At 65.6% G+C, this 15,265-nt stretch carries 11 protein-coding genes and 9 pseudogenes; 10 read left to right on the forward strand and 10 right to left on the reverse strand.

Annotated features, from left to right (window positions below; genetic code table 11):
* Positions 1-165: 165 nt before the first annotated feature.
* Positions 166-332 (reverse strand): annotated as a pseudogene (locus ACIRD7_RS42845) (MerR family DNA-binding transcriptional regulator); the annotation flags it as partial.
* 94 nt (positions 333-426) lie between these two features.
* On the opposite strand from ACIRD7_RS42845, the gene ACIRD7_RS42850 reads away from it, so the two are divergent.
* Positions 427-561, forward strand: coding sequence for a hypothetical protein (locus tag ACIRD7_RS42850; protein WP_403461500.1), 135 nt, complete (start codon positions 427-429; stop codon positions 559-561).
* Between the two features lie 116 nt (positions 562-677).
* On the opposite strand, the gene ACIRD7_RS42855 is transcribed toward ACIRD7_RS42850, so the two are convergent.
* The gene (locus ACIRD7_RS42855; RefSeq protein ID WP_403461501.1) at positions 678-1,895 is read right to left on the reverse strand and encodes an RNA-guided endonuclease InsQ/TnpB family protein; all 1,218 of its coding nucleotides are present in this window, start codon (positions 1,893-1,895) and stop codon (positions 678-680) included.
* A 26-nt stretch (positions 1,896-1,921) separates the two neighbouring features.
* Here ACIRD7_RS42855 and tnpA point away from each other — a divergent pair.
* Positions 1,922-2,337 (forward strand): annotated as a pseudogene (tnpA, locus tag ACIRD7_RS42860) (IS200/IS605 family transposase).
* 1,012 nt (positions 2,338-3,349) lie between these two features.
* Here tnpA and ACIRD7_RS42865 read toward each other — a convergent pair.
* The 3 genes and pseudogenes from ACIRD7_RS42865 to ACIRD7_RS42875 form a co-directional block, all read right to left on the reverse strand.
* The gene (locus tag ACIRD7_RS42865; RefSeq protein ID WP_403461502.1) at positions 3,350-3,847 is read right to left on the reverse strand and encodes a hypothetical protein; all 498 of its coding nucleotides are present in this window, start codon (positions 3,845-3,847) and stop codon (positions 3,350-3,352) included.
* A 303-nt stretch (positions 3,848-4,150) separates the two neighbouring features.
* Positions 4,151-4,458: pseudogene (locus ACIRD7_RS42870) on the reverse strand (ATP-binding protein); the annotation flags it as partial.
* Positions 4,459-4,558: 100 nt separating this feature from the next.
* A complete protein-coding gene (locus ACIRD7_RS42875) occupies positions 4,559-5,401 on the reverse strand; it encodes a helix-turn-helix domain-containing protein (RefSeq protein ID WP_403461503.1) in 843 nt (280 codons plus the stop codon).
* 104 nt (positions 5,402-5,505) lie between these two features.
* Here ACIRD7_RS42875 and ACIRD7_RS42880 point away from each other — a divergent pair, with 104 nt between their 5' ends.
* From ACIRD7_RS42880 to ACIRD7_RS42890, 3 genes and pseudogenes are all read left to right on the forward strand, one after another.
* Positions 5,506-6,216, forward strand: a complete 711-nt coding sequence (locus ACIRD7_RS42880; protein WP_403461504.1) for an SDR family NAD(P)-dependent oxidoreductase — start codon at positions 5,506-5,508, stop codon at positions 6,214-6,216.
* A 68-nt stretch (positions 6,217-6,284) separates the two neighbouring features.
* Positions 6,285-6,737 (forward strand): nuclear transport factor 2 family protein, encoded by a 453-nt coding sequence (locus tag ACIRD7_RS42885; protein ID WP_403461505.1) that lies wholly within the window; start codon positions 6,285-6,287, stop codon positions 6,735-6,737.
* A gap of 304 nt (positions 6,738-7,041) precedes the next feature.
* Positions 7,042-7,125: pseudogene (locus ACIRD7_RS42890) on the forward strand (IS5/IS1182 family transposase); the annotation flags it as partial.
* A gap of 135 nt (positions 7,126-7,260) precedes the next feature.
* On the opposite strand, the gene ACIRD7_RS42895 reads toward ACIRD7_RS42890, so the two are convergent.
* Both ACIRD7_RS42895 and ACIRD7_RS42900 read right to left on the reverse strand, forming a co-directional pair.
* Positions 7,261-7,512, reverse strand: coding sequence for a DUF397 domain-containing protein (locus ACIRD7_RS42895; protein WP_403461506.1), 252 nt, complete (start codon positions 7,510-7,512; stop codon positions 7,261-7,263).
* 56 nt (positions 7,513-7,568) lie between these two features.
* Positions 7,569-9,137, reverse strand: a complete 1,569-nt coding sequence (locus ACIRD7_RS42900) for a hypothetical protein (protein WP_403461507.1) — start codon at positions 9,135-9,137, stop codon at positions 7,569-7,571.
* A gap of 408 nt (positions 9,138-9,545) precedes the next feature.
* Here ACIRD7_RS42900 and ACIRD7_RS42905 point away from each other — a divergent pair.
* Both ACIRD7_RS42905 and ACIRD7_RS42910 read left to right on the forward strand, forming a co-directional pair.
* Positions 9,546-9,766: pseudogene (locus tag ACIRD7_RS42905) on the forward strand (IS5/IS1182 family transposase); the annotation flags it as partial.
* A 127-nt stretch (positions 9,767-9,893) separates the two neighbouring features.
* Positions 9,894-10,644, forward strand: a pseudogene (locus ACIRD7_RS42910) (transposase family protein).
* Positions 10,645-10,730: 86 nt separating this feature from the next.
* On the opposite strand, the gene ACIRD7_RS42915 reads toward ACIRD7_RS42910, so the two are convergent.
* On the reverse strand, positions 10,731-10,925 hold the full coding sequence (locus ACIRD7_RS42915; protein WP_403461508.1) for a hypothetical protein: 195 nt from the start codon (positions 10,923-10,925) through the stop codon (positions 10,731-10,733).
* 322 nt (positions 10,926-11,247) lie between these two features.
* On the opposite strand from ACIRD7_RS42915, the pseudogene ACIRD7_RS42920 reads away from it, so the two are divergent.
* A pseudogene (locus ACIRD7_RS42920) lies at positions 11,248-11,996 on the forward strand (transposase family protein).
* 276 nt (positions 11,997-12,272) lie between these two features.
* Here the strand turns inward: ACIRD7_RS42920 and ACIRD7_RS42925 are convergent.
* Positions 12,273-12,815 carry a GNAT family N-acetyltransferase gene (locus ACIRD7_RS42925; protein WP_403461510.1) on the reverse strand — a complete coding sequence of 181 codons (543 nt, stop codon included), beginning with the start codon at positions 12,813-12,815 and terminating at the stop codon, positions 12,273-12,275.
* 168 nt (positions 12,816-12,983) lie between these two features.
* Between ACIRD7_RS42925 and ACIRD7_RS42930 the strand changes: the two are divergent.
* Both ACIRD7_RS42930 and ACIRD7_RS42935 read left to right on the forward strand, forming a co-directional pair.
* Positions 12,984-13,939: pseudogene (locus ACIRD7_RS42930) on the forward strand (IS481 family transposase).
* Positions 13,936-14,148, forward strand: a pseudogene (locus ACIRD7_RS42935) (ATP-binding protein); the annotation flags it as partial. The pseudogenes ACIRD7_RS42930 and ACIRD7_RS42935, both read left to right, overlap by 4 nt.
* Positions 14,149-14,188: 40 nt before the next feature.
* Here the strand turns inward: ACIRD7_RS42935 and ACIRD7_RS42940 are convergent.
* Positions 14,189-14,740: a hypothetical protein gene (locus ACIRD7_RS42940; RefSeq protein WP_403461509.1), complete on the reverse strand. Its 552-nt coding sequence runs from the start codon at positions 14,738-14,740 to the stop codon at positions 14,189-14,191.
* Between the last annotated feature and the right edge of the window lie 525 nt (positions 14,741-15,265).

The following is a 15,265-nucleotide window of genomic DNA, read 5'->3' on the forward strand; positions in this document are numbered from 1 at the left end:
GGCAACGGCGTTCACCAGGCCATGCTCGGCATCGCCCGGCTCCACAACCTGGCCCTCACCGGATAACTCACGCCCCATACGGGACAACCTCTAGAGCGCCGTGGGGTGTCCCCCGACGAGATCTTCGGCCCGTACGCCGACCCCTTCCCCCACTTCCAGTCCGGTGCGGACTAGCCCGTGTTTTAGGTAGCGGCGGCGGTCATCGCCGCCCCGCTCAGGCTCGGGGGGAGGCCGATCTCGTGGTAATGGCGAATCGCCCGTGGCGTGGTGCAGGCGAAGGCCGCCGCGTCACCGATCTTGACCTGACGGGGTGGCATGAAAGACGCATGCATAGGTAGGGACCTTTCCTCAAGGCATCGGGACGTAAGTCCACCGGAACACATGCCACTACGGAAGGTGCAACCCCATACACACCGCGCCGCGCCAATGTTCAGCTTCTCCGCGAAGCCGATCCCAGGAGATGACAACCAGGCCGGCGGTCTGATCCTGAAGAGCTACCACGCCCAGAACAGCATCATCGAAGGATTGAACGACGGCTTCATCGTCAAGATCGTCATCTGATGACCGGATGCCCATCCCGACAGGGCGGTTCCCCGGGCCGCCCTTGCCCACCGGTTCCGCGTTTTACGCGTCGGTAGGCAGGCCAGAACTGCACGAGTTGACTTCCGCTCCCCGGGCTAAAGCCCGGGGATTCCTACCACGGTCGGCTGACCGTCTCGGTGGGTTCCTGCTTCACCGCGCTGGGCCGGTACGAGTACCGGTCTTACCTGCGCTCCACAGGCTGACACCGCCAGTCCGGCGGCCTTGGCGACGTTGACCGCCGCGTTGATGTCCCGGTCGAGAACGGCCCCGCAAGCCCCGCATTCCCACACGCGAATGTGCAGGGGCTTGGGACCGTCCTTGACGCCGCACTGCGAGCAGACCTGGGAGGTCGGCTCGAACCGTCCAATGCGGAGGAAGCTGCGGCCGAACTTCGCGGCCTTGTACTCCAGCATCGTGACGAACGCGGACCATCCCGCGTCGTGGACGGACTTGGCCAAGCGCGTACGGGCGAGCCCCTTCACCGCCAGGTCCTCAACGGCAATCGCTTGGTTATCGCGAATGATCCTCGTTGAGAGCTGGTGATGGAACTCGCGCCGTGTGTCGGCCACCTTCGCATGAGCGCGGGCGACCTTGATGCGGGCCCTGTCCCTGTTCTTTGATCCATTGGCCTTGCGGGACAGGCGGCGCTGTTCCCTCTTGAGTTTCTTCTCGGCCCGGCGCAGGAAGCGCGGGGTGTCGATCTTCGTGCCGTCGGAGAGGACCGCGAAGTGCCCGAGGCCCAGGTCGATGCCGACGGCGGATACCACGTCGGGCAGCGTCTCGGGGGCGGTCTCCACGACGAAGGACGCGAAGTATCTCCCGGCAGCGTCTTTGATCACGGTTACCGTGGACGGCACGGAGGGCAGGCTGCAGGACCACTCGACCCGCACGTCGCCGATCTTCGGCAGGGACAGGTCCCCGCCGGTCGTGATCTTCCATCGGGCGTTCGCGGTGAACCGTACTGCCTGCCGGTTGTCCTTGCGGGATTTGAACCGGGGCGCTCCCATGCGCGGGCGCTTGCCCTTGAGGCCGTCGAAGAAGTTCCGATATGCGGTGTCCAGGCCCCGGAGGGACTGCTGGAGGACGACGGCGGACACCTCGCCGAGCCATGCGCGCTCTTCGGTGAGCTTGGCCTCGGTGATCAGCAGTTTGGACAGGTCCCCGGTCTTCGGGAACGCCTCGCCCGCGGCGAGGGCGGTCTCACGGGCGCGAAGCGCATCGTTGTAGACCACCCGCGCGCACCCGAAGGCCCTGGCCAGCGCTGAGCGCTGGGGACCGTTCGGATACAGGCGGAAGCTGTACCTCAACTGCATACCGATCACACTACTAAAGTTGGTTTATGGCTGAGTATCAGAACATCCGCACTGGCCGACACTGTGCCTTTGTCCTCCATGCGCACTTGGTTTTTGTGACGAAGTACCGGCACAAGGTCTTCAAGGCCGCCCACCTGGCGCGCATGGAAGAGATCATGCGGGCCGTCTGCGCCGACTTCGAATGCGAGCTGGTCGAGTTCAACGGCGAGAACAACCACGTCCACCTGCTCGTGAACTTCCCGCCGAAAGTTGCCCTGTCCAAGCTGGTCAACAGCCTCAAGGGCGTCAGTTCTCGCAGGCTCCGCCAGGAGTATACGGAACTGGTCCGACACTACTGGCGGGCACAGCGGCTGTGGTCCGCTCGTACTTCGCCGGGTCGGTCGGCGGGGCTCCACTGTCGATCGTGAAGCAGTACATCGAACAGCAGAACCGGCCCGTCTGAGCTGAGGTCGACAGTGCGGACCCGTGCGCACAGCGCGAGTCAGAACACTTCTCAGAATCGCTTCACCACCGGGCTAAAGCCCGGTGCACTGCGAGTAGACCCGGTAGCGCTCCCACCGTCACCGGTGCCTTCGCCCTCCGAAAGCGCCGCAGCCTCGGCCCGTCCAACGCAGCCGACACGCACGCGCCAGGAACCACCCGTGCCAGCCAGCGTGATGCCCTCCTCCGTCCGGCCCGTGTGCATCGACCACACCGCGACCTGCCCGCTCGTCGACTCGAAAGCGGCTTCGGCCTGTGTCGCGCGCATCGTTCGAGGGCGGCGCCCCGTCCCACACCTCGACGTCGACCGTTGCGGTGTGGGTGTGCCCACCACTGGTGATGTCCAGACGCCCCGGATGGGCGCCGAGCAAAGAGTGGCGGTGAAAATCGTCGGGGAAGGGGACGGACAGGTCCGCGTCGTCGGACTCCTGCAGACCAAACGCGTGGTACCCCACGAACGCGCTCACGCGCTGCCGCCGGACAAGCTCCGCCACAACAACCCCTTCAACTCAGCACACGGCTTTCGCCAGGATGCGAGATCCCGACCTGCAAAGGCACCCAACACAGCGAATCAGCCGCATACGACCAGGCGATACATGAGGAGTTGGCGAACAACCTTCGCAGAGATCGGCCCACAGATCTCGAAGCAGACCCCCGCAGCACAGGCGGCAGCTTCGTGCCGGGCAGGTCGCACGCCGATACAAGCCTGCCGGGTGTCCCAGTCAGCGAATTACTGGTGAAGGCCATGCCGGTGCAGGCTCGGCCGTCGGCAGCCGGACAGCTTTCGTCTGCCGTCCGAACCGGCACAACCGCGGTCACCGCGGCGGTCGGCCTTGGAGGCGAGGACTGCTTTCAAACCGACTCAGGGCCTCTGCGGCATCGCCACCAGATACGAGAAGACCGCCACCTCATACGAGGCAGCGGTCACACTCGCGTCAGATCTGCTCCGGGCAGGATCCGCTTGCAGACGGACGCTAATACCAGGCGGTCTCCGCCAGACGCTGATTGTCGCAGAAGAGCACCGCCTTGCTCAGCCGGCCGTCGAGGTTGTTGATCACCTTGGTGTAGGCGTAGTTGATCCCCGGGTCGACTGTTTCGAGCACCCACACGGTGCTGGTGTCCGTGAGGCGGTTGCTGTGTGCGGCGCAGCCCTGAGGCGCGTTCTCGATGCGGGCGAACGAGCCGCAGCCGGGGCTGTAGAAGTACTTCAGGGTGATGGTGCGCCCGGCGTAGACCGCCGTCTTCGTCGCCCCGCCGGGCACGTTGGGCTGATAGTAACTTCCCGAACAGGACGTCTGCTCGGGATAGAGACCCTCGTTGGGGAGGTTGCCGTAGCTGGCGCTCTCGGCGGGGGCCGCCTGAGCCTGCAGCGGCGTGAGCGCCGCCAGCCCGAACGCGAAGCCGACGCCGAGCAGCGCACGCCACCTTCGACGGCCACTCCGGCCGGCTTCCCTCTTCCGTTTCGAGATCACGTCCCTCGCCCTCCTAAGGTTGAGCCCCGCTATGCGTCGCTGGACCGTTCTCCAGGCGCAAGACTAAAAACCCGAAGACAAGAAAGGACCCTGACAAATGTCAGGGCCCCCGATCGAGCCCAACACCCCGCAGATGAAACAGTGAAGGCCTCGCCCGACCCCCGCTGCCCTCGGGCGGAGGCGTCTCCTGTCTGCGTACTCGTCTGTGTGCAGAGTCGCGTACGGAGCGGCACTGACACCGAGATCGGCCGCATGGTGCACGTAGAAGGCTGGGACCAGGAGGCCCGGACTGCGCTGGTCGTCGTTCGCCTCGGCTCGTTCGACGGGGTGGTAGCCGGCCTCGTCGAAACGACGAGGCCGCCGGGCCGCAGGTAGGTTCCGAGCTTGTTCGTCAGACGGCCGGCGGTTTCGGCGGTTCTGAGGTCGCGGACCATGTCGTCGAGGCTGGTGAAGTAGATCGAGTCGCCGGCGCGGCAGGCCGCGACCGCGAGAGCGACAGCGATGTGTGTCTTGCCGACCCCGGGCGGCCCGAGCAGAGCGGCGTTCGCCTTGCTCTCGACGAACGAGAGGGTGGCAAGGTCCTTGACCTTGCGCGGGTCGAGGTCGGGCTGAGCATCTGGAGCGGCCTGAAGCTCCGCGCTGACCTCCCGCTTTGAAGGAATGGCGTGTGGGTTTTGGTGCGGGAGCGTTCAGCCTCGGCAACGAGGTGGGTCAGGTGAGGGCTTGGGTACCGATGGCTGCGAGCAGGGCGAGTTGTTCGGCTGTGGCGGTTGCCGGTGGTGCGGAGCAGATGGCGATACGCAGGTCGTTTCCGGGGATGGTGAGCGTGTCGCAGTCGACGGTGACGGGGCCGAGGTCGGGGTGGTGGACGGTCTTGCTGTCCGTGGTGTGGTACCCGACCGTGTGGGAGTCCCACAGGTCGTCGAAGCGTTCGCTGGCGCTGCGGAGGCTGGTGATCAGTGCCGTGAGGTGCGTGTCTTTCGGGTAGCGGGCGGCGGAGGAGCGCAGGTCGGAGACGAGGGCTGTTTCGAGCCGGTCCTGTTGGTCGGGGGTGTGGGTGACGCGGGTGGGCAGGTGGGTGAAGTGCCGCCAGGCGATGTTGCGGTCCTTGCCGCGCCAGGTGGAGGGGTCGCCCATGAGGGCGGCCCACAGAGGGTTCCAGGAGATGAGGTTCCAGGCGGCGTCGTGCACGCTGAGCGGGCTGCCGTTCAGCTGGTCGATGAGGCGCTGGACGCTGGGCGGGATGTGCGGGGAGATCTGGCCGGTGGTGGGTGGTGCCTGGCCGGCGAGGAGGTAGAGGTGGTCGCGTTCGGTCTCGGTCAGACGCAGGGCGCGGGCGAGGGAGGCCAGGACCTGCGGGGAGGGTGAGGTGGCGCGGCCTCGTTCAAGGCGGACGACGTAGTCGAAGGAGAGCCCGGCGAGCTGGGCGAGCTCTTCGCGTCGCAGCCCGGGGGCGCGGCGGACACCGCCGAGGGGCAGGCCCAGGTCTTTGGGGCTGGTGCGGTCACGCCAGTGGCGCAGGGCCTGGCCGAGGGCTACGGGATCGTCGTTCACGCATCCATTGTCCGCCGGGCACGGGGCAAGCAGCCTGGTACTGGCCGACCCCCCGCTGAGGAGAGCTCTCCCTGTCCGGCGCCGCAGCGCGCAGGCTCAGTGGCATGACAACAGTCACTGTGATCACCGGGGCCAACAAGGGTCTCGGTTTCGAAACCGCCCGCCGCCTCATCGAGCTGGGCCACACCGTATATGCCGGCGCCCGCGACGCCCACCGCGGGGAGCAGGCGGCGAAAGCCCTGGGGGCCCGCCCGCTGCTGCTCGACATCACCGACGAGGCCTCGGTCGCCGCGGCCGCACGGAAGGTGCGTGCCGAGGCGGGCCGAGTGGATGTGCTGGTCAACAATGCGGGTATCGCCGGGCCGGCCGCGCCGGCCGGTGAGCTGACCGCCGAAGACCTGCAGCAGGTGTTCGACACCAACGTCTTCGGCGCTGTGCGCACCACCCGCGCGTTCCTGCCTCTGCTGCAGGCCGCGGCCCGTCCCGCGATCGTGAACGTCTCCAGCAGCCTGGGCTCGCTGACGATCAACGCCGACCCGGCCGCCCACACCGATATCCTTGAGGCGTGGGCGCCGCTGCTGGCCTACAACTCCTCCAAAGCCGCGCTGAACATGCTGACCGCGGTCTACGCGCAGGCGTTCCCGCAGATCAGCGTGGTTTCGGTCGATCCCGGGTTCACTGCGACCGACCTCAACGGCCACCAGGGCACCCAGAGTGTCGAGGACGGCGCGGCGGTGATCGTCGCAGCCGCCACCACCGGCCCCGATGCGCCCAGCCCCGCCTTCCTCGGCGCCACCGGCCCTGTGCCCTGGTGACCTCTGCGTCCTTCCCGCTCCTGCGGCTGCAGACCGCGGCCGTGCCACACCACCACGAAAGAATGATCATGAACAGCATGCACCAGAAGTCCCTCGAGACCGCCCAGGCGTTCATCACCGCGTTCGAGAACCGCGACCCGGCCGCGGTGGCGGCCCTGCTGGCGGAAGATGCGACCTTCGTCATCCCGCTGTCGATCGCGGGCACCCCCGAGCCCTGGTACGTCTTCGACAGCCCCGCCGCCGTCCTCGCCTACGTCGAGTCGGTCGCGGCGAAGTTCGACCACGTCGCCTTCCTGGACAAGGTCTGGACGGTCAGCGAGGACGCCCGCTCGGTGTTCCTCCAGGCCAACGGCGACATCCTGTCCAGCGCGGAGAAGCTCGTCTACAACAACGTCTACATCTTCCGCATAGACGTCGCCGACGGCCAGATCATCAAGGTGTGGGAGTACGCCAACCCGGTCGCCTACGCCAACCTCGGCATCGCCGACTCCGAGGCCGAAGCAGCCGCCCAAGACCACTGACCTGCAGCCTCAGACGCACCCCCCGGGCAGACCGCAGCGGTCCGCCCGGGGGGTGCTTCTAGCTGTTCGGTCAAGGGTGCGGGCTTGGGCAGGCTGTTTGTTCGTGTCCGGGTTGGTAGAGGGTGCGGGTTGGTCGAGGGTGGGTGCCTGAGCATGGCGGGCGGCACGGCGACCGGCGCGCGCGATGACCGGATCACCGGCGGGGCGGGGAGTTCGCTCTCGTCGGCGACAGCCCCGATGCCCGCTCCAAGCTCAAGCACGCTGTCGAAGACGGAGAACGGCGAGAGCCAGGAGGCGGCGTAGCCGCATCTTCCGCAGGTCACGCATCAGCCCCAACCGGATGACGTACATCGCCAAAGCCATGCTGACGCTGGAGCGGCAACGCTGAATACGCTCACTCGACCAGGCGCGGGGCATGTCGAGTGCGGCAGATTCGGAAGCAACAGGGCTCCTGTGCTGTTAAGTTGAAGCGTCGAACACCTCCCTCAACGGCACGGGAGCCCGCGTCACTGCCGTCACCCGATCAGTGGCCACCTTGCAAATGCTCATTGAGTGAACTGAGATCGGTGTCCCTAAGGCGCGAGATGAAGTTTTTCCATGAGTCCGTTGAGAATCGCAAGTAAGGTGTGGTCGAATTCTTTGAGTCTCGCACTGCGACTACCCCTTCGCAGGTATCCGTGAATTCGACACAGCTGTCTTCCATGGCCGATCGTGAGCTCTTTACCCAGACGTGACCGGCATCTACTCGTTGATGCGCCACCATGTTCCTCCTCATTCGCTCCACGAATTACCGATGGCCGAGGGTGATACTGGGACGGCTTAGCGATGAGTTTACGTGGGTTGATGCATTCGGTTCATGAGCTGTTGGATCGATATCCTGGTGGGGTGCTCCCCCGGCAGACCAGCGCTGTCGTGCGCCAACTGAGTGGCCTCTATGTTTGCCTCTTGAAAATGTTCGGCTTCGTAAAGGAGTTTGGCGAGGATGCGCCTGCGCTCAAGGACGGCATGATCTCTTACTCCGAGCGTACGCGCACTCTGTTGCACAGCATCGGACAAGACAGCCAGCCTCTCTGAACGGCGGTCTTGCATGAACGAATACAGTGCTAGACAGAATTTGGCAGCAAGAACGAGACGATGCTCCTCGCCCAGCACAGCCGTTGCTCTGTGCACGATCTCCTCTTCCAGACGACGTGCCTCGTCGTAGTATCCGCAGTGGTAGGTGAAAACGGCGATCGCGCGCTCGGCCCGCAGCAGGTCCTCCTCTGTCGTGTCAACCCTGGCCCGCAAGTTCTCCAGCCTTTCCCGGGCTGCGGCCAGACCCTCGGTCGCAGGTCGCAACGGGATTCCCCAGTCCCACAACATCACTTCGGCGGCACCGATACCGGCCTCAGCAGCTCGCCGTAACGCCGGCAATGCCGCCTCGTAGTTCTGCGTCTGGAAGGCGTGGTAGGCAACGGTGCAGGTATCGGCTGGTGGTGCGAGGCCGAGCACCGCTTGCCAGACCTCATTCGGGATAGGCTTGTGCTCTGGTAGATCAATCAGATAGTCGAATGCCAGGTATTCGTCTTCGCCGTGCCTGATCAAGAGGCTGTTGGCCCCACCGGGAAAGGTTGGGGCTGAGGCCCATACCAGTGCTTCCTGCAGTGGTTCTGGCCGCAGTTCTGGTCCCCCGCGTCCCTCAAGATAGACACCTTGAAGCTGCTGGAGAGTTTCTGCGCTCAGTGGCCGGTGGTAGCCGGTGCGGCGGACGTCGACTGCGGCGGCGACCAACGCAGCGCCCCGGGGATGATGCCCAGGTGTCCAAGCGTGACGCCAGCATTCGGCCAACTCTGGTCCAGCAGCGAGAAGTTCTGCTATTCCAAATCGATTATCTGCCGCTAGAGCGCGGGCGAGCCTTGGGTCCGCGATGAGATATTCAGCGCGGGCGCGCTCTTGAACTGACCAGCGCCGCTCTACGGCGATCACTTGCGCCTGGCGCAAGACATCGCGACCTTCTCGCCATACTTCGCGTTCAACTCCGCTCAGCTCGCTTTCGACACGGTCGCGATAGTAGTCAAATTCATGACTACGCATCGTTGCGAGTATCACGGTGCGCCTATGGGTGGCGAGCAGGCGATGCAGAGCAGAAGTGGTCAGCCCTGCGGGGCCGAGGAATCGTTCAAGGTCATCAAGCCAAACAATGCAGTCCTCATTCAATTCTTGCCAGTGCTCCAGCAGTAATTCTACGGATTCACGCGTGGCAGGCGCGATGAAAGAGTAGTCGGGGAGCAGCAGTCGCATCGCTTCGAAAGCGGCCCGTGTCTTGCCTGCAGTGGACTCTCCAACGAGCAGGACGAAGCCTTGTCGCCGGAGCGCGGCGTGCAGTTGCGGTTCACAGTCCCGGGTCACGTACGAAGGCACCCGATTAACCGCTCCCCCGACCTCCCAAGTCTCGGCTGGGTGCACCCCAACGGCCACTGCCTCACTCAGTTCCCTCACGCGCGGGCAGCCGCGGGCCGTGGAGACCGCTAGAGACCTTGGTCGGCGGTAGCTGTAGTGAGCCCTTTGCCGCCACTCTTCTTGCGTACCTAGTGCAATCGCGCTGACCACTGCTGTCAGAACTGCCCCTACAGGCCCGGATAAGGAGTTCGGTATCCATACGCCCGCCAACACCCCTACAAGAATGCTTCCGGCCAGCACTGCCAGCAAGCGGTGCCACATCCAATCCGGCCTGCGCTTCAATCGCATCGTTCCCCCCAGTCACCCGTGACCGCCTGTTTCCTGCCGTCACAAAGTAGTGCAACCATGCGCGAGAGTTTGCTCCCAATATGGTGGGTGACAACCTCTCTCAGATACCCGCCGGGCCTTGACCTCACACCGACCCAGCGGACCAGGGCATCGTCAACCGCGCGCTCCCCGCAGCACGGGCACTGGTGGAATGGGGCGTGGCCCGCCTGAAGCCCTGGCGAATCTTCCGCGAGGGCCGGTGCCGCCCGAATGGAATGTCATCAATCGCCGCAGCTGTTCTCACCGTGGAGCGGCACCGCTGAAAGAGCCCAGTGAGGTTTTTCAGCGCGGCCACTGATCGGGGGACGACGTAGGCGTCAGCAACGCACAAGGCTCCCGTGCCGTTGAGGGAGGTGTTCGACGTCTCAACTCGCTGGCACAGGAACCTTGTTGGATCTCTATCCTGCCGCACTCGACCTGCCTCATCCCCTGGTCGAGTGGGTCACGATGCTCATCGTCACCCGCGAGGGTGACCGCCGCTGCAAGCTCCCACCGCACCAGCTTGGCCTGGTCGGTCTGGTGTCCTGCGCCAGCACATCACGCTCGCGCAGCTTGCGGCCGGCTTCGGTATCTCGATCGGCATCGCCCACACTTACACGGCTGCGTTGATCGGCCTGCTCGCCGATCGCACGCCCGGCCTGCTGCGCGCGCTGCGCGAAGCCGACCCCGACTACGTCCCGTTGGACGGCACCCTTACCGAGTGCGGCCGAGTCGGCGACAGCCGCGTCGACTACTCCCACAAGCACGGCAGGAGCGGAGTGAACGTGCAGGTGGTGACCGACCCGGCGGGGCGGCTGCTGTCGATCTCGCCTGCACTGCCCGGCCGCGCGCACGACCTGACGGCGGCCCGCACGCAACGGATCATCCGGATCTGTGAGCGCCAAGGCGTCCCGATTCTCGCCGACAGGGCCTACATGGGTGCTGGCCCCTGGCTGACGACACCCCTCAGACGCCCGCCGGGCCGAGAACTCGCACCCCGACCCAGCAAACCGTCAACCGTGCGCTGTCCGCGGCCCGGGCACCGGTCGAGCGCGGCGTGGCGCGACTGAAGTCCTGGCGCATCTTCCGCAGATCGAGGTGCAGCCCAAACCGAATGACGTCAATCGCCGCGGCAGTCCTCACCCTGGAGCGGCAACGCTGAAAAGGCCCAATGAGCATTTTCAGCGTGCCCACCTATCAGGTGACAGCTCCGGCGCCTCTGGCGTCAAGCACTTGCCGGGAAGGCAGTCAGTTGAAAGCGTCGGTCATGCAGTCCACCCGGCAGTCGGCAGCCTCATAGCGCTGGCGGAGGGCGGCAGCTGCTTCTTCGCGCTCCACAAAGAGGTACCCGTATTGCTGGCGCGCCACCCTGGTCACGTCTCCGACCGTGACGATGGCCGGTTCGCCGTGTGCGGCCCGTCGACGCGCTCCGGCGATTGCCATGTCCGCAGAGCGCAGCAGGTTTCTGGAACGATCCCGGATCACGGCTGCCTGGGCGCGTTTCGCCGAGAGGGGACGCAGGACACGTCCTCTCCAGACGTAGCCGGCGGCGACAAGGATGAGACCGAGCGCTACGAACAGGAGTCCGCCTGGGGCGTGAGGTCGCATCTATCCAGTCTTCACCACTCGCGTGGTGATCGTCATGCCGCGTCGGCGGCCGATTGTCGGAGCGACTTGGTGCTAGTGAGCCCTTGCGCAACGCACGAGGCTCCCGTGCCGTTGAGGGAGGTGTTCGAAGTCTCAACCCACAGGCACAGGAGCCGCGTTGGTTCCGTATGCTGCCGCACTCGACCTGCCTCACGCCTTGGTCGAGTGGGTCACCATGCTCATGGTCACCCGCGAGGGTGACCGCCGCTGCAAGCTCCCACCGCACCAGTGTGCCCTGGTCGGCCTGGTGTACCTGCGCCGGCACGACACCCTCCCCCAGCTCGCTGCCGGGTTCGGCATCTCCGTCGGCACCGCCCACGCCTACACGACGGCCGTCGTCGACCTGCTCGCCGACCGGGCTCCTGGCCTGCTGCGTGCTTCGCGCGAGACGGACCCGGACTACGTCCTGCTTGACGGCAACCTTGCCGAGTGCGACCGGGTCGGCGACAGCCGGGCCGACTACTCCCACAAGCACCGCCGACACGGAGTAAACGCGCAGGTGGTGACCGACCTCGCCGGGCGGCTGTGTGGATCTCGCCGACGATGCCCGGCCGCGCGCACGATCTCACTGTGGCCCGCGCCCACCGGATCATCCGGATCTGTGAACGCCAGGGCGTCCCGCCCCTCGCCGACCGCGCCTACATGGGAGCCGGCCCATGAGTGACAACACGCCTCAGACGCCCGCCGGGCCGTGACCTCACCCCGACCCAGCAAACCATCAGCCAAGCGCTGGCCACGGCACGGGCACCGGTCGAACGCGGCGTCGCACGACTGAAGTCCCGGCGGATCTTCCGCAAGTCCCGGTGCAGTACGAATCGAATGTCGTCAATCTCCGCGGCCGTGCTCACTCTGGAGCGGCAGCGCTGAATGACCTCAATGACGCATGCGCTGGGCTCGGCCTCCCGGCCTTCCTACCTGCGGGGTCGTGGTCTCCGCTGCACCATTCCGGACAAGGCCGATCAGGTCCGCAACCGCAAGAAGCCCGGGTCCAGCGGTGGTCGGCCACCGAAGTTCACCCAGAGAACTACAAGGCTCGGCACACGGTCGAGTGCGGCATCAATCGCCTCAAGAGACATCGAGCTGGGGCCACCAGGCACAACAAACTCGCGGTCCGCTACGAGGCCACCGTCCTCGTTGCCGCCATCAACGAGTGGTCGTGACGTACTGGTCCGACGACAACTCGAACACCCGTACTCGCCGACCACCGGTGGGATTGACGGTCTCACGGAACAGATGCATCCCCAGTTTGGTCATGATCCGTTCGGACGCGTCGTTGCCCACTTGAGTGATACTGACGATCCGCTCCAGCCCTCGCTCTTCGAACCCGAACCGTACAGCGGCCGCAGCGGCCTCCGTGGCCAAGCCCTGCCCCCAGTGGGAACGTCCCAGCCGCCAGCCGACCTCAACCGCCGGCAGTACCTCCGGCAAGTAGTTGGGCACCGAAAGGCCGGTGAACCCGGCCAGTTCGCCGGTGGACCGGATCTCCACGGCGAACAGGCCGAAGCCCTGTGAGTCCCACTCGCTCTCCCATGCCTGGACCCGGCCGCGAGTCTGCTGTTCGTCAAGGACGCTGCCGTCACGGATCCACCGCATGACCTCGGGGTCGGAATGGACGGCGGCCATGGCCGCCACGTCTTCCTCACGCCAGCGACGCAGGATCAAACGAGGAGTCTCAAGCGTGACCATCCAACCATTCTGGATCTCAAATGGGCTCTCCGTCATCTCTACCAGGCACGTTCGATACACGCCCTAGCTGTATTGATCACGAGCGTTGTTAACGCTGGCCGGGCTTGATCGTGGCGAAGGCCTCCGTGTGTGGTGGAGGTGTCGAATCTTCACCACACGGAGGCCTTCGTGTCCCACCGTAATGCCCGGCTGACCGTTCACGGCAGGCGGCTGCTGATCGACCGCGTCCGCTCCGGCCGCCCCGTCGCGCATGTCGCCGCGGAAATGGGCATCTCCCGTCCCACCGCCCACGAGTGGATCCGACGCTGGCACTCCGAGGGCGAGCGCGGGCTCTACGACCGCTCCAGCCGCCCACGCACGACACCCCACCGAACCGCTGCCGCAACCGAAGCCCGTGTCTGCCGGCTGCGGCAGAGCCGCAAGCTCGGGCCCGCCCGCCTGGGGCCGATCCTCGCTCTGCCCGCCTCGACCGTGCACCGGATACTCACCCGGCACGGCCTGAACAGACTGGCCCACTTGGACCGGCCGACGGGCAGGCTCATCCGCCGCTACGAGCGTGAGCGGCCCGGTGAGCTCATCCACGTCGACGTCAAGAAGCTCGGCCCGATCCCCGACGGCGGCGGACACAAGGTCCTGGGCCGCCAGGCCGGCCGAGCCCGGCGCGACAACGTCGGCTTCGACTACGTCCACTCCGCCGTCGACGACCACTCGCGCCTGGCCTACAGCGAGATCCATGCGGACGAGAAGGCCGCTACCTGCGCCGGCTTTCTCCGCCGGGCCGCCGCCTTCTTCACCACACACGGCATCGACCGCATCGAACGGGTCCTGACCGACAACGCCTGGCCCTACCGCAAAAGCTTCGCCTGGCAGCAGGCGCTGACCGACTTGGGCGCAAGCCGCAAGCTGACTCGGGCCTACCGGCCCCAGACCAACGGCAAGGTCGAACGCTTCAACCGCACTCTGCTCGACGAATGGGCCTACCAAAGGCCCTACACCAGCAACACCGAACGCACCCACGCCCTGGCAGACTTCCTCCACACCTACAACCACCACCGCTGCCACACCGCACTCGGCGGCCACCCACCCATCAGCCGCGTGAACAAGCTGCGGGTCAATACACCTAGCCGCCAAGCTCGTCAACGAGCTTGGCGAGGCCGCCGACGAGAAGCAGCACAACGTATCGTTCGGAGGCTGGACCAAGACATTCACCGACCCGCGGCTCTGCGCGGCCATCGTCGACCGTCTCTCCTTCAACGGGACCATCATCGAGACCGGCACCGAGTCCTACCGCCTCGCACAGAACAAGGCCAAGCAGCAGAAGAACCACTCATAGCCGAGCCTGGCGCTATCGCGCTCACCAGAGGGATCAAGCTCTACTCCGATCCTGGGGCGCCGACCTTCTTCGCGGCGAGCGGAGACAGAGTCATGGGGCCGGCCCAGCCCTGCTGAACCAGAGCGACCTGCGAGGGCAGGGGCAGGACCGGATGGATGTCCACGCCTCGCGACCAGTTCGCGAGAAGTCCCTCGGTGGTGTTCACAGCGGAGACGACCATGGTGATGCGGGCCTGCCCCTTCCCCCAGGTGTTCCACAGAGCCCACCCTTCCTCGCGGGGCTCCACCCCTATGCGGAGGCAGGCCTGTTCATACGTCTCGTTCAGCTCGGACGGCATGATTCCCGGCCGGATGATCAACACACCCGCCAACTCGACAAGGGACCGGTCCTCCTCGACGCAGCCGTCTCCAGGAAAGTGGTAGTGCCGCAGAGCCCGGGCAAGTGCGTTCACAGACCGCTGCAGACCGGTCGCCTTCTCAGGGTCTGGGGCATAGGAAAGCCATCCCTCCCGAAGAGCCGCGGCCTGGACCTCTCGGGCAAGCCTCTCAATCTCCTTCAGGTGTTTTGTCTCAGTCAGGCCAGATCGGGTCATGGCGCGAAGTCTGACAGCTGGTGGCGTCCGCGTCTCCAGACTTTAGGGCGTCGATAGCCGAGCTCCGGGGCCGGAACAGAGCGGAAGCCGGAGCCGCTTCAAGCCGGATCAGTCTCGGCCTCACTCACGAAGTGGGGCCAACCCAAGCCGTTCGAGTGGGGTCGAATCAACCGTCATGGCCAGACAGCACCGCGACCTCCGCGATCGACGGGAACAACCACTCCTCCGGCCGGAGAACGGCCTGTTCCAGGGCCCCGAACTGTCGGCCCAACTACTCTGCCCGCGGACCATTTTCGGGCGACTTTGCCTATGCTCGAAGGGACAACGGCTGTCACTCAGAGTGCCCAGTCGGCGAAGAGCAGGCCTTCGCGCAGGTGCCGTCTCCAGTGAGCGCATCCCACCAAATGTGCCCGGCTTTCTCCCATGCCTAACTGGCCGTTCTCTATCCGGTCGTGTGCTCGGTCTGCTTCGAACGGGGTCCTGGTTCGGGTGAGTTGGCCGGCGTCGGGGCATGAAGGAAGGGCC

The sequence above is a fragment of the Streptomyces sp. NPDC093568 genome (assembly GCF_044764945.1).
Classification (GTDB): Bacteria; Actinomycetota; Actinomycetes; order Streptomycetales; family Streptomycetaceae; genus Streptomyces.